We start from the raw sequence: 22,182 nt of genomic DNA, 5'->3' as shown, positions 1-22,182 counted from the left end.
TAAAATAAGGTCCAGCGAATGATTTTGCTGGATTTTTTCATTTATAGCAGGATTCTTCTCAACTTTTCTGATGATTTTCATGAAGAGCCTGCGCTTTTATGGTAAAATAGTAACAGAATAAAAGAGGAGAGAAAACATGAAACGTAGTATGTATGCTGGTCGTGTTCGTGAGGAACACATCGGACAAGAAATTACCTTGAAAGGATGGGTAGCCCGTCGTCGTGACCTTGGTGGTTTGATCTTTATCGATCTTCGTGACCGTGAAGGAATCATGCAGTTGGTTATCAACCCAGAAAAAGTATCTGCAGAGGTGATGGCAACAGCTGAAAGCCTTCGTAGTGAATTTGTCATCGAGGTGACTGGTCAAGTTGCTGCACGTGAGCAAGCCAATGATAAGTTGGCGACTGGTGCAGTTGAATTGAATGTAACAGCTCTTTCTGTACTTAACACAGCCAAAACAACACCATTTGAAATCAAGGATGGCATTGAAGCGAACGATGATACGCGTCTACGTTACCGTTATCTTGACCTTCGTCGTCCAGAAATGTTGGAAAATCTTAAACTTCGTGCCAAAGTAACACATTCTATCCGCAACTACTTGGATGAGTTGGAATTTATTGATGTGGAAACGCCATTCCTTTCTAAGTCAACACCAGAGGGGGCGCGTGACTATTTGGTGCCTTCTCGTGTCAATAAGGGTCATTTCTATGCCCTTCCTCAAAGTCCGCAGATTACAAAACAGTTGTTAATGAATGCGGGATTTGACCGTTACTACCAAATCGTCAAATGTTTCCGCGATGAAGATTTACGTGGAGACCGTCAACCTGAGTTTACACAGGTCGACTTGGAAACTTCATTCCTTACTGAGCAAGAAATTCAAGATATCACAGAAGGTTTGATTGCGCGCGTGATGAAGGAAACAAAAGGCATCGAAGTAACACTGCCATTCCCTCGTATGAAGTATGATGATGCCATGGCTCTTTATGGTTCTGACAAGCCTGATACTCGTTTTGAGATGTTGCTTCAGGACTTGACAGAAGTGGTCAAAGGTGTTGACTTTAAAGTCTTTTCAGAAGCACCTGCTGTAAAAGCCATTGTGGTCAAAGGAGCTGCGGACAACTATTCACGTAAAGATATCGACAAGATGACCGAAGTAGCCAAACAGTACGGTGCCAAAGGTCTTGCTTGGGTCAAGGTTGTTGATGGAGAATTAAACGGACCAGTTGCGAAATTCTTGACTGGTATCCAAGCAGAATTGACTGCAGCACTTGGTCTTGAAGATAAGGATTTGGTTCTCTTTGTGGCTGATACGCTTGAAGTAGCCAATGCAACACTTGGTGCCCTTCGTGGACGTATTGCTAAAGAACTAGGCTTGATTGATCAGGATAAATTTAACTTCCTTTGGGTTGTTGACTGGCCAATGTTTGAATGGTCTGAAGAAGAAGGGCGTTATATGAGTGCCCACCATCCATTTACCCTTCCTCAAGCAGAAACTGCTCATGAGCTTGAAGGTGATTTGGCTAAGGTTCGTGCCATTGCCTATGATATCGTCTTGAACGGTTATGAGCTTGGTGGTGGTAGTCTTCGTATCAACCAAAAAGAACTCCAAGAACGCATGTTCAAAGCTCTTGGTTTCTCAGCTGAAGAAGCAAATGACCAGTTTGGTTTCCTTTTGGAAGCTATGGACTATGGCTTCCCACCACACGGTGGTTTGGCTATCGGTCTTGACCGTTTTGTCATGTTGCTCGCTGGAGAAGAAAATATCCGCGAAGTTATTGCCTTTCCTAAGAACAATAAGGCAACTGACCCAATGACGCAAGCACCATCAACAGTAGCTCTTAAACAACTAGAGGAACTTAATCTACAAGTAGAACAAGATGAAACAAACGAAACTAACTAAAAAGTGGTACCATTATCTTCGCCGCTTTGCTTATCGAGTAAAGATTTTGCGTGTTTTACAAAGTATTTCTCGAGAAAAATACGATGAAAAAATCTCAGCTTCTCTGGTATATGGTTTTCTATCAGCAGTAGCCGTTAATTTCTTTTTCCAACCAGGGCACGTTTATTCAAGTGGTGCGACAGGTTTGGCCCAAATTATATCTGCTCTAAGTAACCACTGGTTTGGGTTTCATTTCCCAATTTCAGTAGCATTTTACGCTATCAATATCCCGCTGATGATTTTAGCCTGGTACCAAATTGGACATAAGTTTACGATTTTTACCTTTATCACGGTATCCATGAGCTCGCTCTTTATCCAGTTTGTGCCTGTGGTGGTCTTGACAGAGGATCCAATCATCAATGCCCTTTTTGGGGGAGTCGTCATGGGATTGGGGATCGGCTTTGCTTTACGACATAACATCTCCAGTGGCGGAACAGATATTGTCAGCCTAACCATTCGTAAGAAGACAGGTCGCAACGTCGGAAGTATCTCTTTCTTGGTGAACGGTACCATCATGTTGATTGCTGGAGTGACCTTTGGTTGGAAATATGCCCTTTATTCCATGATTACCATCTTTGTCTCAAGTCGTGTGACAGATGCAGTTTTCACCAAGCAAAAACGCATGCAGGCCATGATTGTTACTAGCAATCCAGATGCCGTCATTGAGAAGATCCATAATAAATTGCACCGTGGCGCAACCATGATCCATGATGCTGAAGGAACTTATAATCACCAGCGTAAGGCTGTTTTGATTACGGTTATCACTCGTGCAGAGTTCAATGATTTTAAATTAATCATGAAGCAAGTTGATCCGACGGCCTTTGTTTCTGTTTCAGAAAATGTTCATATCCTAGGACGATTTGTCGAAGTCGAAAACTAAAGATTTCAGGACATCTTCAAATTCCATTAGTGATACCTTGCTCTAGTTTACTAATAGTTATTTATAACAATGAATAGAACGAAAAAACCAACTCTTGAACATATTGTCAGAGTTGGGCTTTTTTATTTTTCAACGATTTTGTGGGCAATCAACTGGCGGTAACAAATTTGTTTGTTGTTTTTAGCATCATTGATGATCTGGAGAATAGTTTCAAAGGAAACACGACCAAGCTCCAAACTATTGATATCGACATAGGCCGCCAAGTTGAGCTTGGGATTGACTGAGTCGAAGCTGAGGACAGGGACATCCAGTTGGTGTTTTGCGATGTAATCACAGACCCCTGCAGCAAGGAGACTATCAATGGTAATAATAGCGTCAATATTTGGATTGTGTTTGAAGAGAAGTCTACTAAAGCGATAACCATTATCTTCAAGAAATTCAGTAGCAAAGTAAGTCAGATTAGTATCGAGAGGAAGTTGGTATTGTTTGAGAGCTAGCTCGTAACCTGTCAGACGGTCTAGTGTTACGAAGAGTCGCTTAGTACCTCCGATAAAGGCAATTCGCTTGCATCCTTTTTTGATGAAATACTCTGTCGCATCAAAACCAGCTTGGACATTGTCATTATCGACAAGTGGAATGAAGGGAGATAGAGATTTACCTAAGATAAGGAAAGGAAATTGCTCGTCTACTACTAACTTAACCAAAGGGTCCTCTTCTTGGGCATAGAGGAAAATCAAACCGTCTACACGCTTACCATAGACCATCTGAGAAATAGCTTTAAGACGCTCTTTGGCATCTTTACCTGTCGCAATCTGAATGGCGTAGTGGTTTTCAGAGGCGACTTGGGCGATACCACGGAGGACAGATGGGAAGAAAGGATTTTGATAGAAGGCATCTGAGTCGTCAGGAAGCACCAAGCCAATAACTTGGGTATAACTGCTTACCAAGCTACGAGCGTTGAGGTTGGGGTGGTAATTGAGCTCCTTCATAGCCTTGCGAACGCGTTTTTTTGTTTCATCGCTAATGGTTGATTTATTTTGAATAACACGGGTTACGGTTGAAGGTGAAACACCAGCAGCCTTGGCCACGTCTTTAATCGTAACAGGCATAATAATCTCCTACTTATGGTAGTCTGGATCACGGAAATGCGTTTTGTAAAAGATAGTGACCAGGTATAGAACAAATAAAATATTTTGAACAGTAATTAAAGTGGCCATATTTTGGCCTAGGAGACCTAGAATCATAGCAAGTAAGGTTGGTAATCCTAAACAGTTCAAAATGAAATGATAGCACTCTTTGTAGCTTTTAAATGAAAAGAGACGCGATTTTTTCGTGAAGTAGAGCAAGAGGCTAGCACCTAAAGCAACAATAAAAAAATTAAGTCCAAAGAGGAAGCTAGAACCTAGCACAAGAAAGAGACTAATATAGACGCGATTCTGTTGATACCAGTCTTTAGAAATGGCTTGTGTTAAGCTTTCCTTGCTTTGGAAGCTCTCAGTCGTTATCGCGTGATAGCGAATGCTGGTCAATTCTTTTCCTTGCTTACTGATGATGAGTTTCTCAGGTTCAAAGTTCAGAAGTAATTCCTCAGGGAAGTTTGAACTAGAAGGGTCTCCGATTTGGATAGAAGCTTGATGAGGAGATGAACCTGCATAGCTCAACTTACCATCTACAATCTTTGCATTGGCAGCCAAATCCTGAACCACACTATCCGTCAAAGGAGTGTAGACATCATTGATGAAAGTTTCTAAAGGATAAGTTTCCTGAGAACTGTTTTGGATAGCAATAGGGATCATCGACAAGCTAATCAAGAAGATACTGGTAAAAATCAGTTGAAACCAGTTGAGACCAAAACGTTGAGAGAGGGGCTTACGAAATCCCCATATACTATTAAAATAAGAAAATGGATATGGTAACATAAATCTCTTTCTATAGGCATTTTTCTATACGAGTATTATATAGAGAAATGTGTTTTATTTCAAGCAGGGGATACGAATCCTTGTTGAAAGTAGACTATTAATAAAATTTGTCAACTAACAATGAGGGTATTCTCAATAATCTCTTGTTTCTCACCAGACTATATAAGCATTAGTTTATACTCAATGAAAATCAAAGAGCAAACTAGGAAACTAGCCAAAGGCTGTACTTGAGTACGGCAAGGCGACGTTGACGCGGTTTGAATTTGATTTTAGAAGAGTATTAAAAATGAAAAAGGGTGGCGGGGGTATATTACCCCTTGTCGCCACCGCTTGTAAGTCCTGAAACGAAGTTCTTTTGCAAGAAGAAGAAAAGTGTACAGATTGGAAGAGCGATGAGGATAGCACCTGCTGAGAAGTAGGCAATTTTCAAGTTCTTCGCATTGCTAACGAAGGTTTGTAGACCAACGGCAACTGTAAAGTATTCTTTCTCACGAAGCAAGAAACTAGAGAGGATGTAGTCCCCGAAAGGTCCCATGAAGGCCCAGAGTGCTTGTACCGCCACCATTGGGCGAACAAGAGGGAGAACGATTTGCCAGAAGCGGCGGAAGTGTCCTGCACCATCAAGTTTTGCAGACTCATCAAGAGACATTGGCACGGTGTCAAAGTAACCTTTCATCAACCATGCATTCATAGGGATACCACCACCGACGTAGAGGAAGATGAGGAACCAGCTATGGTTAAGGGCGTTCAACATGAGGGCCATAACGAAGAAGGCAGTCAAAGCAGCCATTGTAGGCACCATTTGGATAATCAAGAAGAAGACCAAACTTTGCTTACGAGCCAAGAAGTTGTAACGGCTGTAGGCATAACCAGCAAGTACGATAATACTTGTTTGTACAACCATAGTGATCAAAGCGATGATCAAAGTGTTGAGGTACCATGTACCGTACAAGGTTTCTGTAAAGAGCCCTTTGAAGTTATCAAGACTAAAGTTGACATTGCTGTCGAGTTTAAAGGCCACAACGTTACCAGCCTTGAAGGCAGACATAATCGTGATTAAAAGTGGGTAGATAATGACGATTGAAAGTCCGATCAAGTAGAGGTAAGTGAGGGTTTGAGTCAGTCTACGTTTGAGTTTGATTGAGTTATTCATCTTAGACGTCCTCCATATCAAATGCGTGTAGTTTCTTGAAGGCAATCATAGAAATAGAGATGACAATGATTGAAATAATCAAGGTAACGGCAGCTGCCATAGAGTATTGAGGAGCTGTACCTGTTGTTAAACGGTAAATCCATGAGATCAAGATATCGGTTGAACCAGCTCCACCACCGACACTACCAGGACCACCGCCATTGAAGAGGTACATGATAGAGAAGTTGTTAAAGTTGAAGGTGTATTGGCTGATCAAAGTAGGCGCCGCAACAGCCAAAATCATTGGGAAAGTGATGCTGCGGAATTTTTGCCAAGCGTTTGCACCGTCGATATAAGCTGCTTCATACAAGTCGTTTGGAATAGACTGTAGGATACCGAGAGTAAGGACATAGATATAAGGGAATCCAAGCCAACCTTGCATCATAATCAAGGCAACCTTAGTCCAAGTAGGGTCTGTTTTCCAAGGGATGAGTGCCCCGTCAAGGAATGGAAGAACCTTAGCAAAAAGTGGCAAAACTTGGGTATTGATAGCACCAACACTATCGTTAAACATGTTTGAGAATGTCAAGATAGTGATGAAGGCTGGAACCGCCCAAGGCAGAAGGAAGATAACACCAAAGATACGTTTCCCTTTGATGAATGGTTGGTTAGCAATAATAGCTGTGAAGATACCGATTACAATCTGTAAAGTTGATGCAGACAAAGCCCAGATAATAGTCCAAGAAAGAACAGAACCGAAGGCTGAACGGAAGGTACTCAAGCTCCAGATATTTGTGAAGTTAGTCAAACCAACCCAATCCAATAATTTGTTTGGTGGTAAGTGTTGGAAATCGTAGTTAGTAAAGGCAATCATCAAGGTTACAATAACCGGGAAGATAATCGCAAATGTCATGGCAACGTAAGATGGGATAATGAGCAAGTATGGGAATCCATTTTCATAGATACCTTTAATCATATCCTTAAGTGTCAATGGGACAGGGATGCCATTATTGATACGTTTTGCAATAGTGTGAGCGTCTTTAATATTGAGAATATAAAAGGCTAGATAAACAATTACAAAAATAGAGTGAAATGCACCACGAATCAACATAAAGAGAGAGTTGTCACGGCCAGGTTTTTCCCCAAGTGTGATCAAATTGCTCAATTCAGGTGCTGCAAGTACTATAAAATAGAGGACAAAAGCTAATGTTACAGCAAGGAAGATAAAACCTTTGGCTTTTTGTTTGTTATAGATTTGCCCCAACCCAGGAATCAATGAAAGCAAGGCTGCTTTTCTTGGTTGTTGTTCCATGAGTGCTCCTTTCATAAGATGTGAACGTCAAGCTGAGTTCTGTTAATATCTAAAAATCAAGGGGGATAAGTTTTAAATCCCCCTTGAATCAATCAATTAGTTACCAAATTTTTGTTGGATTGTTTCTTTGATCAATGTTACAGCATCATTAGCAGCTGTTTTAGCATCTTTCTTACCGCTTACAGCGTCAAAGAGCATTGTTTTCGCTGGATCCCAAACTGTTGACATTTGAGAGATGTTTGGCATTGGTTGAGCATTTTGGAACTGTTTGATAACAGCAGTAGTCAACTCATCATTTTTACCTTCAGCGTAAGTACGAGCTTCAGTGTTAGCTGGGATTTCGTTTGTTGCATCGTAGAATGCTTTTTGTTGGTCAGTTGAAACAAGGAAGTCTACGAATTTTTGAGCTCCTTCAAGGTTCTTAGTACTTGATGGGATGATCCAAGCTTTACCACCACCAAAGGCTGCGTAGTTTTTACCGTTTGGAAGAGTTGGGATAGTTGCAACACCGTAGTTTACTTTAGCATCTTTGAATGCTTGAGCTTTCCAAGGTCCATCAATGATAGCAGCTGTTTTACCTTCTTGGAATTGAGTTTGGATCAAGTTTCCAGCACCTTCAGTATCTTGCATACCTTTAGGCCATTTGTCATACCAAGTTTTAGCATAGTTGATACCTGCAATAGCACCATCGTTAGCAAGACCAATATCTTTAGGGTCTTTACCGTTTTGTCCAAACACGTAGGCACCATTACCAGCAAGAAGTCCATATGCGTAGTAGAAGTTAGTCCAGTCAGCTAGGAAAGCAGTAGTTTTTCCGTCTTCACCAGCGAAGGCATATTTGCTATCTTTAGCAAGTTCTTCCAAGTCAGCAAATGTTTTAGGAGCTTCTTTCACTAAGTCTTTGTTATAGTACATAACAAGTGACTCGATAACGGCTGGAGCCCCATAAACTTTACCACCAACAGTTACAAGAGATTTAGTAGTATCGTCTGTTTTAGCACCGTCGCTCAAAGTAACTTCTGAAAGTTGTCCGTCAGTACCAAGGCTACCTACACGGTCGTATGGTGCCATCATGACGTCAGCAGCTTTACCTGATTGGTTATCAAGTGAAAGATTGTCAAGTCCACCTAATTGGTCACCTGTTTTAATAGTAACTTTTACACCAGCTTCTTTTTCGTAAGCTTTGGCAGCTGATTCTGCAAAAGCTTTATATTGGTCTTCAACATAGAAAGTGATTTCTTGACTTCCTGATGCAGAAGAGTCAGCAGCTTTGTCAGAAGTTTTACTTCCGCAAGCTACCAAAAGTAAGCTAGCAAGAGTAGCAGTACCAAGTACAGCTGCGCTCTTCATGAATTTAGTTGACATAATGTATTCCTCCTAAAGAATAACAAATTTTGATTCCGAGGAAACGCAAACGTTTTCTCTTATGAACTTAGTATAGCACAAACAGAAAACGGTTGCAAGCGTTTTTTGAAAAAAATTAAAAAAGCTTATAACTGCTTAATCCCTAAAATTGGTTATATAATAGGAAGAAAAAGATGAAATCATATAAATTTCAATTCAAGAATAATTTAAGGGAAACGATTGCATGGTTTGAAGATGTTTTTGTAGAGGTAAAAAAATAAGAATATAGTTTTTTAAAAAAGCTATAAAGTAAATAAATTGAAAAGTTTTTTGTTGAAACGCTTGCATTTCTTTTTGAAATGGGTTATACTTTAGTTAGCGCAAACGTTTGCGCTTGTAAAAATGAAATATTTAACTACAAACACTTGAGGTGCTATTATGAAAAAACGTCAAAGTGGTGTGTTGATGCACATCTCATCACTTCCAGGAGCTTACGGAATCGGATCATTTGGTCAAAGCGCCTATGATTTCGTTGACTTCTTGGTTCGTACCAAACAACGTTACTGGCAAATCCTTCCTTTAGGAACAACCAGCTACGGAGATTCTCCTTATCAATCTTTCTCAGCCTTTGCTGGAAACACTCATTTTATCGATCTTGATATTTTGGTAGAGCAAGGTTTGTTGGAAGCAAGTGATCTTGAGGGAGTAGACTTCGGTAGCAACCCAACTGAAGTTGATTACGCTAAGATTTATTACGCACGTCGTCCGCTTCTAGAAAAAGCAGTTAAACGTTTCCTTGAAGTTGGAGATGTCAAAGATTTTGAAAAATTTGCTCAAGAGAACCAATCATGGCTTGAACTTTTTGCAGAGTATATGGCTATCAAAGAGCATTTTGATAATCTCGCTTGGACAGAGTGGCCAGATGCAGATATTCGTGCGCGTAAAGCTGAAGCTCTTGCACACTATCGTAATGAGTTGGCTGACAAATTGGTCTACCATCGTGTGACTCAATACCTCTTCTTCCAACAATGGTTGCAATTGAAAGCATACGCTAACGAAAACCACATCGAGATTGTGGGGGATATGCCTATCTATGTTGCTGAAGATTCAAGCGATATGTGGGCAAATCCACATCTCTTTAAAACTGATGTCAACGGTAAGGCGACTTGCATCGCAGGATGCCCACCAGATGAGTTTTCTGAGACTGGTCAGCTTTGGGGGAACCCAATCTATGACTGGGAAGCAATGGATCGCGATGGTTATAAATGGTGGATTGAACGCTTGCGTGAAAGCTTTAAGATTTACGATATCGTTCGTATCGACCACTTCCGTGGATTTGAGTCTTACTGGGAAATCCCTGCGGGTTCTGAAACAGCGGCACCTGGTAAATGGGTGAAAGGACCTGATTACAAACTCTTTGCAGCTGTTAAAGAAGAACTTGGTGACTTGAACATCATCGCAGAGGACCTTGGATTCATGACTGATGAAGTTATCGAACTTCGTGAGCGTACTGGATTCCCAGGAATGAAAGTCCTTCAATTTGCCTTCAACCCAGAGCACGAAAGTATCGACAGCCCACACTTGGCACCAGCCAACTCAGTTATGTACACAGGAACACACGATAACAACACTGTTCTTGGTTGGTATCGCAATGAAATCGACGATCCAACTCGTGAGTACATGGCACGTTATACAAACCGCAAGGAATATGAAACAGTAGTACATGCTATGCTTCGTACAGCCTTCTCATCAGTAAGTTTCATGACGATTGCTACTATGCAAGATTTGCTAGAGTTGGATGGTTCAGCTCGTATGAACTTCCCATCTACTCTTGGTGGAAACTGGTCATGGCGTATGACAGAGGATCAATTGACTCCTGCTGTCGAAGAAACTTTGCTTGACTTGACTACAATTTATCGCCGAATCAATGAAAATTTGGTAGAATTAAAGAAATAAGACATTATCAGGAGACACAAAAAATGTTACCATTAAAAGAATTTGTACAAAATCGTTACAATAAATCTATCGCAGAATGTAGTAACGAAGAGCTTTACCTTGCTCTTCTTAACTACAGCAAACTTGCAAGCAGCCAAAAACCAGTCAACACTGGTAAGAAAAAAGTTTACTATATCTCAGCTGAGTTCTTGATTGGTAAACTCTTGTCTAACAACTTGATTAACCTTGGTCTTTATGACGATGTTAAGAAAGAACTTGCTGATGCAGGTAAAGAGTTGATCGAAATCGAAGAAGTAGAATTGGAACCATCACTTGGTAATGGTGGTTTGGGACGTTTGGCAGCCTGCTTTATCGACTCAATCGCTACACTTGGTTTGAACGGTGATGGGGTTGGTTTGAACTACCACTACGGTCTTTTCCAACAAGTGCTTAAAAACAACCAACAAGAAACAATTCCTAACGCTTGGTTGACTGACCAAAACTGGTTGGTTCGCTCAAGCCGTAGCTACCAAGTGCCATTTGCACACTTTACATTGACATCTACTCTTTACGATATCGATGTACCTGGTTACAAAACAGCTACGAAAAACCGTTTGCGTTTGTTTGACTTGGATTCAGTTGATTCATCTATCATTGAAGATGGCATTAACTTTGACAAGACAGATATCGCTCGCAACTTGACTCTCTTCCTTTACCCAGATGATAGTGACCGTCAAGGTGAATTGCTCCGTATCTTCCAACAATACTTCATGGTTTCAAACGGTGCTCAATTGATCATCGATGAAGCAATTGAAAAAGGAAGCAACTTGCATGACCTTGCTGACTATGCAGTTGTCCAAATCAACGATACTCACCCATCAATGGTTATCCCTGAATTGATCCGTCTTTTGACAGCACGTGGTATCGAGCTTGACGAAGCAATCTCAATCGTTCGTAGCATGACTGCTTACACAAACCACACAATCCTTGCTGAAGCTCTTGAAAAATGGCCTCTTGAATTCTTGGAAGAAGTGGTTCCTCACTTGGTACCAATCATCAAAGAATTGGACCGTCGCGTGAAAGCAGAATACAAAGATCCAGCTGTTCAAATTATCGATGAGAGCGGACGTGTTCACATGGCTCACATGGATATCCACTACGGATACAGTGTTAACGGGGTAGCGGCACTTCATACTGAAATTTTGAAAAATTCTGAGTTGAAAGCCTTCTACGACCTTTACCCAGAAAAATTCAACAACAAAACAAACGGTATTACTTTCCGTCGTTGGCTCATGCATGCTAACCCAAGATTGTCTCACTACTTGGATGAGATTCTTGGAGATGGTTGGCACCATGAAGCAGATGAGCTTGAAAAACTCTTGTCTTATGAAGATAAAGCAGCTGTCAAAGAAAAATTGGAAAGCATCAAGGCTCACAACAAACGTAAATTGGCTCGTCACTTGAAAGAACACCAAGGTGTGGAAATCAATCCAAACTCTATCTTTGATATCCAAATCAAACGTCTTCACGAGTACAAACGCCAACAAATGAACGCTTTGTACGTTATCCACAAATACCTTGACATCAAAGCTGGTAACATCCCTGCTCGCCCAATCACAATCTTCTTTGGTGGTAAAGCAGCTCCAGCCTACACAATCGCTCAAGACATCATTCACTTAATCCTTTGCATGTCAGAAGTTATTGCTAATGATCCAGCAGTAGCTCCACACTTGCAAGTAGTTATGGTTGAAAACTACAACGTTACTGCAGCAAGCTTCCTTATCCCAGCATGTGATATCTCAGAACAAATTTCACTTGCTTCTAAAGAAGCTTCAGGTACTGGTAACATGAAATTCATGTTGAACGGAGCTTTGACTCTTGGTACTATGGACGGTGCTAACGTGGAAATCGCTGAGTTGGTTGGAGACGAAAACATCTACATCTTTGGTGAAGATTCAGAAACTGTTATCGATCTTTACGCAAAATCAGCTTACAAATCAAGCGAATTCTATGCTCGTGAAACTATCAAACCATTGGTTGACTTTATCGTGAGCGACGCTGTTCTTGCAGTTGGTAAGATTGAACGCTTGGAACGTCTTTATAACGAATTAATTAACAAAGACTGGTTCATGACTCTTCTTGATTTGGAAGACTACATCAAAGTGAAAGAGCAAATGCTTGCTGACTACGAAGACCGTGACGCATGGTTGGATAAAGTCATCGTTAACATTGCCAAAGCAGGATTCTTCTCATCTGACCGCACAATCGCTCAGTATAACGAAGATATCTGGCACTTGAACTAATACTCTTCGAAAATCAAATTCAAACCACGTCAGCTTTATCTGCAACCTCAAAGCGGTGCTTTGAGCAACCTGCGGCTAGCTTCCTAGTTTGCTCTTTGATTTTCATTGAGTATAAGATACAAATTCATACTAATACATTTTGTAAAAAAGCGGATTTCGATGAAATTCGCTTTTTTGAATGATGTGGATTTGGATCAATCTTATTTAAAAGGGATAAATCATAGATACAGTGAACGCATAACACTTTCTTTCAGCCTCATGTTTCTTCGTAGTTGATTACCTCACATCCCTTGTATTCGCTTACATAAAGTATTATAATATAATTGTAGGAAAGAAGGTGTTTTTATGTGGAAAAAATATTTTTCAAAATATAAATGGACGGATTTATTTTGGATTTTATTTGTTATTTTGACCTGCCTCTATATTGGTAACCATGATTTGTTTCCTCTCAATCATCAAGAATTCTCTTTTCGTGGTAGCGTTTGGGGTTTGGTACTGGCCTTATATCACTTACTGTTCATTGATAAATTTATTATTTCGAATCGAAAATAAAGTTTAGAGCTATGCTTGGCTGTGTACTTTTAGGATTGATTTTGGAGGGAAGATTTTGTCTCTATTATTTATTATTTTAAATTTGTTTATCTTGTACAAGGTTTATTCTTTGAGGCGGGAAAAATCGAAATACTTGATTTATACGGCCTATATCATATTTGGGGTAAATGTAATATATGGTATTCAATGGTTATTAAAAGAATTGGTTCCAAAGATTTCCACTTAATGTGTATAGAAACTCCAGCGATTTTTACATAACAAAACGCATAAGATTATGGTTTTTGAGTACCTGTTCTTATGCGTTTTTGTATTTTTGACGATTTTCGGTAAGTTGTCTGCCTTTGGGAAGTCTAGTTTATACTCAATGAAAATCAAAGAGCAAACTAGGAAGCTAGCCGTAGGCAGTACTTGAGTACGGCAAGGCGAAGCTGACGTGGTTTGAATTTGATTTTCGAAGAGTATTAGAATACTTTCCCAACTAGAATCTCAGCCTCAATGGTAATCTCTGTCAGTTGGCTCCAGTCAATCTTAGTTTGGTCGATGTGAAAGAGGAGAGGAGTCATACTGAGTAGGGCTTGGAGCTGCTCTGCTGTGATAGGCTTGGTTAGTGAGGCAGTTTGGTTAGATAGGATGGTAAAGTGTTCCTGGAAATGCTCCTTGATATCTTGATTAGAATAGTTCTTGTTTGTCAGCTGGTTTTGTACCTTCTGACGGATTTCCTTGAGGTGATTTTCGGTTGGGATGACCTTGATCAAGATGCCGTCTTTTGATAATACTCTTTGAAATTCTCCGTAGTTGGCAGGCGAGAAGATATCAAGCAGGATATCCATGCTAGCATCTTTTATAGGAAGTCGAGCCAGGTCACCGACAAACCAATTGACTGCCCAGTTGGGTTCACTCTTAGCAGCGATTTGGACGGAATCTTTGGAAATATCAAAGGAATAGAAGATTTTATCAGAGTGACTTTCTTGGAGTTTACGAGAGTAGAAACCTTCGCCACAACCGATATCCAAGACTGTTTTTGCGGATGGATTAGTTGTTAGTAAGTCCGAGATACCTTCTAAAATAGCCTGATAAAAACCAGCTTCAAGAATTTGCTGGCGGTTTTGGAAGTTTTCCTTGTCGTAGTTGGCAGATTGCTTGATTTGCGGAGCCAAGTTGACATAGCCGAATTTTGCCAGATCAAAAGAATGGCGGTTGCTACACTTGAGGCTAGACTCTACCAAGGCCAGATTTTCTTGGCAGATAGGGCAGGAAAAGGCAGTCGCAGAAGCAAAACGCTGAAGTTTGGGTTTGAGGTTTGTATTCATAGTTTAAGTGTATCAAAAGAGGCAAATGAAAGCAACTTTAGAAATAAGTAGATGGGAGATTCAGTAGAAATAAAACTAATACTCTTCGAAAATCAAATTCAAACCACGTCAACGTCGCCTTGCCGTACTCAAGTACAGCCTGCGGCTAGTTTCCTAGTTTGCTCTTTGATTTTCATTGAGTATAATTCTCCAATTTATAAAATAAAATTGCTTTTATATCTAAATTGCTATATAATAATGATAAGGAGGAAATAAGTATGTTAAAAGAAGTATTGAGCGTCGCAAAAGTTGCGAAAAAATCATCACTCTTTTTGGGTGGTGTTGCATTTGGTACCCTTGGTTTGAAAATCTTAGCAAGTAAGGAAGCTAAAAAAGGTTATTCTAAAGCTTTGGCTAAGGCTTACAAGTTGAAAGACGGGCTAGACGCCTCTGTTTCTGTTGTGAAGCAACATGGAGACGATGTCTTACAAGATGCCAAATATTTGTACGAGCAAGAGAAAAAAGAAGAGCAATTAGATAGCCTTATAGGAGAATAATATGTCTTTTAAAGTGCTACATAGAGGATACCAACATATCCGACTATCATCTTCTTTTTCACTCACCTTGGATATTCAAGACTATCTTCGTTCCTTGGCGAGAGATGAAAAGGGAGTTGAGTCTATCCAGTTCTACATGGATCAACAGCACTTTACTCTACGTATAAAAGAAGGCTTCTCCGTATTAGATAATGCAGAAGCCTTTTTAAAAAGAATTGATAAAGGGAAAGTTTCTGAGTTGATGACTCTTCCCATTCGTAGAGAAGAGAGTGCTTATTCTATTGTTTCAGGTGCAGCGATTAAGCGTGTGCTTTTTCGTAGTTTTGTGCCGTATCCTATTCGCTATATATGGACTTGTTATCAGGCTTTTGGCTATATTAGAGAAGCCTATCAAACACTAGCGCGTAAGGAACTAACGATGGAGGTCTTGGACTGTTCGGCGATTTTATTGTCCTTGTTTATGAACCAATCCAAGACAGCTAGCAATATCATGTTTATGCTTGATTTGGGGAATCATTTAGATCAGTGGTCCTTGAAAAAAACTGCAACAGATTTAGAACAAAGCCTTCTTGCAAAAGAGAGCGATGTATTTCTAGTACAGGGCGATACGGTTGTTAGTATCAAGAGTTCCGATGTCCAAATAGGAGATGTCTTGATCTTATCTCAAGGAAATGAAATTCTGTTTGATGGACAAGTAGTTTCAGGTTTAGGTATGGTTAACGAAAGTTCCTTGACGGGAGAGAGTTTTCCAGTTGAAAAAAGAGAGTCTGATTTAGTTTGTGCAAATACAGTATTAGAAACTGGAGAGTTACGCATTCGTGTAACCGATAATCAGATGAACAGCCGGATTTTACAACTGATTGAGTTGATGAAGAAATCTGAAGAAAACAAGAAAACGAAACAACGCTATTTCATCAAAATGGCGGACAAGGTCGTCAAATATAATTTCTTGGGGGCTGGGCTGACTTACCTATTAACAGGTTCTTTTTCTAAGGCTATCTCTTTCCTATTGGTCGATTTCTCCTGTGCTTTGAAAATTTCTACTCCTGTAGCTTATTTGACAGCTATCAAGGAGGGGTTGAATCGTGAAATGGTAATTAAGGATGGAGATGTTCTGGAGAAATATCTGGAAGTTGATACTTTCTTGTTTGATAAGACGGGAACAATCACAACTAGTTATCCGATAGTTGAAAAGGTGTTACCTTTTGGGGACTATAGTGAGGAAGATATTCTCAGAATCAGTGCCTGTCTTGAGGAACACATTTATCATCCTATTGCTAATGCCATTGTCAAGCAAGCTGAGATAGAGGGGATTGAACATGAGGAAATGCATGGGAAACTCCAATATATCGCAAGTAAGGGAATCAAATCTCATATAGATGGGGAACCAGTTCTTATTGGGAATTATGTTTTGATGCAGGATGAGCAAATTCATATCAGTTCAGAACAAAATGCTTTAATTGAAGAGTACAAGAGTCACTACAATCTCTTATTCTTGGCTTATCAGAATGAATTGATTGGAATGTTCTGCATCCATACTCCTTTGAGAAAAGAAGCAAAAGCAGCCTTGGAGAAACTTAAGGCACAAGGAAAAAAATTGATTCTGGCAACAGGGGACACCTTGGTTAGGACAGAGGAATTAGTCAAAGATTTGCCCTTTGATCAGGTCTATACAGACTTGAAACCTGATGGGAAATTTGAGTTAGTAGAGGAACTGCAGAAAGCAGGTCACACTATTTTGATGGTTGGGGATGGGTTGAATGACTCAGCTGCTCTAACCCTATCAGATATCGGTGTGGTGATGAATGAGAGTGCAGATATTTCTAAGCAGATGAGTGATATCTTATTGTTAGATAATCGTTTGGATTTCTTCCAAGAGTTGGATTTGCTATCATCATCTTTGCAAACACTCATCAAGAAGAATATTCAAGATACCGTTGTCGTAAATAGTAGTTTGATTGGCTTTGGCTTGTTTAATTGGCTCAGTCCTTCAAATCTTTCTATCTTACATAATCTAACAACCTTACGCATTGTACTGCGTAGCCTGTCTATTAAGGCTAGATAGATGTGCTTATCAATAACAAAAAGGAGTTACCTTTCTTGAGGTTAACTCCTTTATTTATAGATAAATGTTGAACAGTTTAGTAAGTCAATACAAAGTATTTTTTCTTCCCACGACGGATAACAGTCAGTTCATTCTCTAACTTATCTGCGTCACTCAAGACATAGTCAAGGTCTTGGATACGGTCGCCGTTGACGTAGATAGCTCCGTTTTGGACGTCTTCACGGGCTTGGCGTTTTGAGTTAACTACACCAGCTGATACGAGCAGTTCTACGATATTGTGGTTTTCATCTGTTTGAACTTGGTAGTTTGGCACTCCACGAAGTCCTTGTTTGAGCTCTTTAACAGAAAGATTTTTGATATTTCCTGCAAAGAGTTGCTCAGTAATGTTGAGGGCTTCTTTATAGGCTTCTTCGCCGTGAACAAGTGTAACGACTTCACGAGCCAAGACTTTTTGTGCCAAGCGTTCGTGTGGAGTTGCTTCAAATTGTTTACGGATGTCTTCAATCTCATCAAGTGACAAGAAAGTAAAGATTTTCAAGAAGCGAACAGCGTCAGCGTCCATCACGTTCATCCAAAATTGGTACATTTCGTATGGAGAAGTCTTTTCAGGATTGAGCCAGACTGCGTTTCCTTCTGATTTACCAAATTTCTTACCAGTTGCATCGGTAATCAGTGGGACAGTGATTACGTGGCCAGTCTTGTCAGCCTTACGACGAAGTAATTCAGTACCAGCTGTCATATTTCCCCACTGGTCAGAACCACCGATTTGTAGTGTTACGTTGTGGTCTTGGTTAAGGACGAAGAAATCGTAACCTTGCATGATTTGGTAGGCAAACTCAGTATAAGAAATCCCTGTTTCAATCCGTTTTTTCACAGACTCTTTACTCATCATGTAGTTGACAGTGAAGTATTTTCCGATATCACGGAGGAAGTCAATGAAGCTGATGCTGCCAAACCAGTCGTAGTTGTTGACCATGACAGCCTTATTTTCACCATTTTCAAAGTCAAGAAAACGAGAAAGTTGTCCTTGGATAGACTTGACCCAGCCATCTACTGTGTCTTTTGTTTGGAGACTACGTTCAGCATCTTTGAAGGACGGATCTCCGATGAGACCTGTAGCACCGCCAACGAGCGCATAAGGTTTGTGACCTGCTAGTTGCAAGCGACGACTTGTCAAGATTGCGACAAGGTGGCCTAGGTGAAGGCTATCAGCAGTTGGATCGTAGCCAGTATAATAAGAAACTTGACCTTCTTCTAGGGCTTTACGCAAAGCTTCTTCATCAGTCGTTTGAAAAATCAAACCACGCTCTTTTAGCTCATCAAAAATGTGCATGTGTCTTTTCTCCTTTTTAAAATATTGTTTCTACCTATTTTACCACAAACTTGGCAAATAACCTAGTAAAATCGGGAAGAAAGTTGCTGCTTGGACTTTTTTGGAAACGAGTGAAATATGGTATAATAGCACTAGCTTATACTCAATGAAAATCAAAGAGCAAGCGAGGAAGCTAGCCGCAGGTTGCTCAAAACACTGTTTTGAGGTTATGGATAGAACTGACGAAGTCAGTAACACATATACGGCAAGGCGAGACTGACGTGGTTTGAAGAGATTTTTGAAGAGTATTGTTTTCAGAGAAATAGATAAAAATAGTTAAGAAAGGGGCTGGAAAATGTCTCATATTATTGAATTGCCAGAAGTATTGGCCAACCAGATTGCAGCAGGAGAAGTCATCGAGCGTCCTGCTAGCGTTGTCAAAGAATTAGTTGAAAATGCTATCGATGCTGGCTCAAACCAGATTATCGTTGAGATTGAAGAAGCTGGACTTAAGAAGATCCAAATTACAGATAATGGTCACGGGATTGCCCACGATGAAGTCGAGTTGGCTCTCCGTCGTCATGCCACTAGTAAGATAAAGAATCAAGCGGATCTTTTTCGGATTCGTACGCTCGGTTTCCGTGGTGAAGCCTTGCCCTCTATCGCTTCTGTCAGTGTTCTGACTCTTTTGACTGCAGTTGAGGGTGCAAGTCATGGGACCAAGCTAGTGGCTCGCGGAGGAGAAGTAGAAGAAGTTGTGCCTGCGACCAGTCCTGTTGGGACCAAGGTTTGTGTGGAGGATATTTTTTTCAATACACCAGCTCGTCTCAAGTATATGAAGAGCCAGCAGGCAGAGTTGTCTCATATCATCGATATCGTCAATCGTCTGGGGCTAGCCCATCCTGAGATTTCCTTTAGTTTGATTAGTGATGGCAAGGAAATGACACGGACAGCTGGTACGGGTCAACTGCGTCAGGCCATTGCTGGGATTTATGGTTTAGCTAGTGCCAAAAAGATGGTTGAAATTGAGAATTCTGACCTAGATTTTGAAATTTCAGGCTTTGTTTCATTGCCTGAATTGACGCGGGCTAATCGCAACTATATCAGTCTTTTTATCAATGGCCGTTATATCAAAAATTTCCTGCTCAATCGTGCCATTTTAGATGGTTATGGAAGCAAACTCATGGTGGGGCGTTTTCCGCTGGCTGTGATTCATATCCAGATTGACCCTTACTTAGCCGATGTCAATGTGCACCCGACCAAGCAAGAGGTGCGAATTTCCAAGGAAAGAGAACTAATGGCGCTGGTTTCAGAAGCTATTGCAAAGAGTCTCAAGGAGCAGACCTTGATTCCGGATGCCTTGGAAAATCTTGCCAAATCTACCGTTCGCAACCGTGAAAAAGTAGAGCAAACCATTCTCCCACTTAAAGAAAACAATCTCTACTACGAGCAAACGGAAGCAACAATCTCTATTCCAGCTGAGGTTTCAGACAGTCAAGTAGACTTGACTGAAGAGAAACAGGATTTGAGCCTCTTCGCTAAGGAAACATTGGATCAGTTGACCAAGCCAGCTAAACTGCATTTTGCAGAGAGAAAATCGGTCAGCTACGACCAACTGGATCATCCAGAGTTAGATATGGCTAGTTTGGATAAGGCTTATGATAAGCTGGGGCGAGAAGAGTCTTCGAGTTTCCCAGAGTTGGAATTTTTCGGGCAAATGCACGGAACCTATCTCTTTGCTCAAGGGCGAGATGGGCTTTACATCATAGACCAACACGCAGCCCAGGAGCGGGTTAAGTATGAGGAGTATCGCGAAAGTATTGGCAATGTTGACCAGAGCCAGCAGCAGCTCCTAGTGCCCTACATCTTTGAATTCCCTGCAGATGATGCCCTTCGTCTCAAGGAAAGAATGCCTCTCTTGGAGGAAGTTGGTGTCTTTCTATCAGAGTATGGGGAAAATCAATTTATCCTACGGGAACATCCAATTTGGATGGCAGAGGAGGAAATCGAGTCTGGTATCTATGAGATGTGTGATATGCTCCTTTTGACCAAGGAAGTTTCAATCAAGAAATACCGAGCAGAGTTAGCGATCATGATGTCCTGCAAGCGATCTATCAAGGCTAACCATCGTATCGATGACCACTCAGCTAGACAGCTTCTATACCAACTTTCCCAATGTGACAACCCCTACAACTGTCCACACGGACGCCCTGTTTTGGTCCACTTTACCAAGTCAGATATGGAAAAGATGTTCCGTCGCATTCAGGAAAATCACACTAGCCTCCGAGAGCTAGGAAAATACTAATACTCTTCGAAAATCTCTCTAAACTGCGTCAGTCTTATCTTGCCTAACTCAAGTTATACCTACGGTTAGCTTCCTAGTTTAGATTTGATTTTCATTGAGTATAAATTGAAGGGAAAATTATGTACGAATATTTAAAAGGAATCATTACCAAAATCACTGCCAAATATATCGTTCTTGAAACCAACGGTATCGGTTATATCTTGCATGTAGCCAATCCCTATGCTTACTCAGGACAAGTCAATCAAGAAGCGCAAATCTATGTGCATCAAGTCGTTCGCGAAGATGCTCATCTCCTTTACGGTTTCCGTTCAGAAGACGAGAAAAAACTCTTTCTCAGCTTGATTTCGGTGTCGGGCATTGGTCCTGTATCAGCTCTGGCTATCATTGCAGCAGATGACAATGCTGGCCTGGTTCAAGCCATCGAAACCAAGAACATCACCTACTTGACTAAATTCCCTAAAATCGGGAAGAAAACAGCCCAACAGATGGTCTTGGACTTAGAAGGTAAGGTGGTTGTGGCAGGAGACGATCTCCCTGCTAAGACTGCAGCTCCATCTAGCAGTGACAACCAAGAATTGGAAGAAGCTATGGAAGCTATGCTGGCTTTGGGCTACAAGGCGACCGAGCTTAAGAAGATCAAGAAATTCTTTGAAGGAACTTCTGATACAGCTGAAAACTACATCAAATCTGCCCTTAAGATGTTGGTCAAATAGGAGAAGTCTATGCTAAAACGCTGTGGTTGGGTTAAAATGAACAACCCTCTCTATGTAGCCTATCACGATGAGGAATGGGGCCAACCCCTCCATGATGACCAAGCGCTTTTTGAGTTGCTCTGTATGGAGACTTATCAGGCAGGCTTATCTTGGGAAACGGTACTCAATAAACGCCAAGCCTTCCGTCAAGTTTTTCATGGTTACCAAATTCAAGCTGTTGCAGACATGACGGATGAAGAACTGGAATCTTTGTTAGAAAATCCAGCTATCATTCGTCATCGCGCCAAGATTTTTGCGACGCGCACCAACGCTCAGGCTTTTCTGCAAGTTCAGAAGGAGTATGGCTCTTTTGACATCTATCTTTGGTCTTTTGTTGATAGAAAAACCATCGTTAATGATGTTCCTGACTATGCTCAAGCACCAGCCAAAACAGCCTTGTCTGAGACATTATCCAAGGATCTCAAAAAACGTGGCTTCAAATTTACTGGACCAGTTGCAGTTTTATCTTTTCTACAGGCTGCAGGCTTGATTGATGATCACGAGAATGATTGTGAATGGAAAAGTGGAAATAAGTGACGTTAGATGTCTAGAACATAGGAGAATATAAAAAAGCTGAGAGTTCTAT

General features: G+C 40.8%; 17 protein-coding genes. 10 read left to right on the top strand and 7 right to left on the bottom strand.

Annotated elements, in window-relative coordinates; all coding sequences use genetic code 11:
* Positions 1-136 precede the first annotated feature (136 nt).
* Positions 137-1,900 carry an aspartate--tRNA ligase gene (aspS, locus tag GEZ89_RS00485; protein ID WP_153224584.1) on the top strand — a complete coding sequence of 588 codons (1,764 nt, stop codon included), beginning with the start codon at positions 137-139 and terminating at the stop codon, positions 1,898-1,900.
* Complete coding sequence (locus GEZ89_RS00480) at positions 1,878-2,819, top strand: YitT family protein (RefSeq protein WP_075232323.1); 942 nt, start codon at positions 1,878-1,880, stop codon at positions 2,817-2,819. The genes aspS and GEZ89_RS00480 overlap by 23 nt, the downstream gene beginning before the upstream one ends.
* Positions 2,820-2,941: 122 nt before the next feature.
* Here GEZ89_RS00480 and GEZ89_RS00475 read toward each other — a convergent pair whose 3' ends face one another.
* The 5 genes from GEZ89_RS00475 to GEZ89_RS00455 all read right to left on the bottom strand — a co-directional run bounded on the left by GEZ89_RS00475 (position 2,942) and on the right by GEZ89_RS00455 (position 8,547).
* Complete coding sequence (locus tag GEZ89_RS00475; protein WP_075232324.1) at positions 2,942-3,928, bottom strand: LacI family DNA-binding transcriptional regulator; 987 nt, start codon at positions 3,926-3,928, stop codon at positions 2,942-2,944.
* Positions 3,929-3,937: 9 nt separating this feature from the next.
* Positions 3,938-4,738, bottom strand: a complete 801-nt coding sequence (locus tag GEZ89_RS00470) for a DUF1189 domain-containing protein (RefSeq protein ID WP_075232325.1) — start codon at positions 4,736-4,738, stop codon at positions 3,938-3,940.
* 310 nt (positions 4,739-5,048) lie between these two features.
* Positions 5,049-5,891: a sugar ABC transporter permease gene (locus tag GEZ89_RS00465; protein WP_006149616.1), complete on the bottom strand. Its 843-nt coding sequence runs from the start codon at positions 5,889-5,891 to the stop codon at positions 5,049-5,051.
* Between the two features lies 1 nt (position 5,892).
* Complete coding sequence (locus GEZ89_RS00460) at positions 5,893-7,182, bottom strand: carbohydrate ABC transporter permease (RefSeq protein WP_322741460.1); 1,290 nt, start codon at positions 7,180-7,182, stop codon at positions 5,893-5,895.
* A gap of 96 nt (positions 7,183-7,278) precedes the next feature.
* Positions 7,279-8,547, bottom strand: coding sequence for an extracellular solute-binding protein (locus GEZ89_RS00455; RefSeq protein ID WP_153224582.1), 1,269 nt, complete (start codon positions 8,545-8,547; stop codon positions 7,279-7,281).
* Between the two features lie 417 nt (positions 8,548-8,964).
* Between GEZ89_RS00455 and malQ the strand changes: the two genes are divergently transcribed.
* The 3 genes from malQ (at position 8,965) to GEZ89_RS09655 (ending at position 13,316) form a co-directional block, all read left to right on the top strand.
* Positions 8,965-10,482, top strand: coding sequence for a 4-alpha-glucanotransferase (gene malQ, locus GEZ89_RS00450; RefSeq protein ID WP_153224581.1), 1,518 nt, complete (start codon positions 8,965-8,967; stop codon positions 10,480-10,482).
* Between the two features lie 23 nt (positions 10,483-10,505).
* A complete protein-coding gene (gene glgP, locus GEZ89_RS00445; RefSeq protein ID WP_153224580.1) occupies positions 10,506-12,764 on the top strand; it encodes a glycogen/starch/alpha-glucan family phosphorylase in 2,259 nt (752 codons plus the stop codon).
* Between the two features lie 345 nt (positions 12,765-13,109).
* Positions 13,110-13,316: a hypothetical protein gene (locus GEZ89_RS09655; protein WP_153224579.1), complete on the top strand. Its 207-nt coding sequence runs from the start codon at positions 13,110-13,112 to the stop codon at positions 13,314-13,316.
* A gap of 461 nt (positions 13,317-13,777) precedes the next feature.
* Here the strand turns inward: GEZ89_RS09655 and GEZ89_RS00435 are convergent, their stop codons facing one another.
* Positions 13,778-14,626 (bottom strand): putative RNA methyltransferase, encoded by an 849-nt coding sequence (locus tag GEZ89_RS00435; protein ID WP_153224578.1) that lies wholly within the window; start codon positions 14,624-14,626, stop codon positions 13,778-13,780.
* A gap of 257 nt (positions 14,627-14,883) precedes the next feature.
* Here GEZ89_RS00435 and GEZ89_RS00430 point away from each other — a divergent pair, with 257 nt between their 5' ends.
* Together GEZ89_RS00430 and GEZ89_RS00425 are read left to right on the top strand one after the other, a co-directional pair.
* Positions 14,884-15,162, top strand: a complete 279-nt coding sequence (locus tag GEZ89_RS00430) for a DUF6110 family protein (RefSeq protein WP_000910904.1) — start codon at positions 14,884-14,886, stop codon at positions 15,160-15,162.
* A gap of 1 nt (position 15,163) precedes the next feature.
* Positions 15,164-17,227, top strand: coding sequence for a heavy metal translocating P-type ATPase (locus tag GEZ89_RS00425; protein WP_153224577.1), 2,064 nt, complete (start codon positions 15,164-15,166; stop codon positions 17,225-17,227).
* A gap of 76 nt (positions 17,228-17,303) precedes the next feature.
* On the opposite strand, the gene tyrS is transcribed toward GEZ89_RS00425, so the two are convergent.
* Positions 17,304-18,560 carry a tyrosine--tRNA ligase gene (gene tyrS / locus GEZ89_RS00420; RefSeq protein WP_153224576.1) on the bottom strand — a complete coding sequence of 419 codons (1,257 nt, stop codon included), beginning with the start codon at positions 18,558-18,560 and terminating at the stop codon, positions 17,304-17,306.
* Positions 18,561-18,894: 334 nt separating this feature from the next.
* Here tyrS and mutL point away from each other — a divergent pair, with 334 nt between their 5' ends.
* The 3 genes from mutL (at position 18,895) to GEZ89_RS00405 (ending at position 22,133) form a co-directional block, all read left to right on the top strand.
* The gene (gene mutL, locus GEZ89_RS00415; protein ID WP_153224575.1) at positions 18,895-20,844 is read left to right on the top strand and encodes a DNA mismatch repair endonuclease MutL; all 1,950 of its coding nucleotides are present in this window, start codon (positions 18,895-18,897) and stop codon (positions 20,842-20,844) included.
* Positions 20,845-20,963: 119 nt separating this feature from the next.
* Complete coding sequence (ruvA, locus tag GEZ89_RS00410) at positions 20,964-21,557, top strand: Holliday junction branch migration protein RuvA (RefSeq protein WP_153224574.1); 594 nt, start codon at positions 20,964-20,966, stop codon at positions 21,555-21,557.
* Between the two features lie 9 nt (positions 21,558-21,566).
* Positions 21,567-22,133: a DNA-3-methyladenine glycosylase I gene (locus GEZ89_RS00405; protein ID WP_153224573.1), complete on the top strand. Its 567-nt coding sequence runs from the start codon at positions 21,567-21,569 to the stop codon at positions 22,131-22,133.
* Positions 22,134-22,182: the final 49 nt, after the last annotated feature.

The sequence above is a fragment of the Streptococcus mitis genome, from assembly GCF_009496285.1.
GTDB classification, from domain to species: domain Bacteria; phylum Bacillota; class Bacilli; order Lactobacillales; family Streptococcaceae; genus Streptococcus; species Streptococcus mitis_BP.
Note: the sequence above shows the minus strand (reverse complement) of the source record. Positions and strands in the feature narration are given on the sequence as shown.

Coding starts and splice junctions, on each gene's coding strand:
- aspS (WP_153224584.1), top strand. CDS start 137: ATGAAACGTAGTATGTATGCTGGTCGTGTTCGTGAGGAACACATCGGA.
- GEZ89_RS00480 (WP_075232323.1), top strand. CDS start 1,878: ATGAAACAAACGAAACTAACTAAAAAGTGGTACCATTATCTTCGCCGC.
- GEZ89_RS00475 (WP_075232324.1), bottom strand. CDS start 3,928: ATGCCTGTTACGATTAAAGACGTGGCCAAGGCTGCTGGTGTTTCACCT.
- GEZ89_RS00470 (WP_075232325.1), bottom strand. CDS start 4,738: ATGTTACCATATCCATTTTCTTATTTTAATAGTATATGGGGATTTCGT.
- GEZ89_RS00465 (WP_006149616.1), bottom strand. CDS start 5,891: ATGAATAACTCAATCAAACTCAAACGTAGACTGACTCAAACCCTCACT.
- GEZ89_RS00460 (WP_322741460.1), bottom strand. CDS start 7,182: ATGGAACAACAACCAAGAAAAGCAGCCTTGCTTTCATTGATTCCTGGG.
- GEZ89_RS00455 (WP_153224582.1), bottom strand. CDS start 8,547: ATGTCAACTAAATTCATGAAGAGCGCAGCTGTACTTGGTACTGCTACT.
- malQ (WP_153224581.1), top strand. CDS start 8,965: ATGAAAAAACGTCAAAGTGGTGTGTTGATGCACATCTCATCACTTCCA.
- glgP (WP_153224580.1), top strand. CDS start 10,506: ATGTTACCATTAAAAGAATTTGTACAAAATCGTTACAATAAATCTATC.
- GEZ89_RS09655 (WP_153224579.1), top strand. CDS start 13,110: ATGTGGAAAAAATATTTTTCAAAATATAAATGGACGGATTTATTTTGG.
- GEZ89_RS00435 (WP_153224578.1), bottom strand. CDS start 14,626: ATGAATACAAACCTCAAACCCAAACTTCAGCGTTTTGCTTCTGCGACT.
- GEZ89_RS00430 (WP_000910904.1), top strand. CDS start 14,884: ATGTTAAAAGAAGTATTGAGCGTCGCAAAAGTTGCGAAAAAATCATCA.
- GEZ89_RS00425 (WP_153224577.1), top strand. CDS start 15,164: ATGTCTTTTAAAGTGCTACATAGAGGATACCAACATATCCGACTATCA.
- tyrS (WP_153224576.1), bottom strand. CDS start 18,560: ATGCACATTTTTGATGAGCTAAAAGAGCGTGGTTTGATTTTTCAAACG.
- mutL (WP_153224575.1), top strand. CDS start 18,895: ATGTCTCATATTATTGAATTGCCAGAAGTATTGGCCAACCAGATTGCA.
- ruvA (WP_153224574.1), top strand. CDS start 20,964: ATGTACGAATATTTAAAAGGAATCATTACCAAAATCACTGCCAAATAT.
- GEZ89_RS00405 (WP_153224573.1), top strand. CDS start 21,567: ATGCTAAAACGCTGTGGTTGGGTTAAAATGAACAACCCTCTCTATGTA.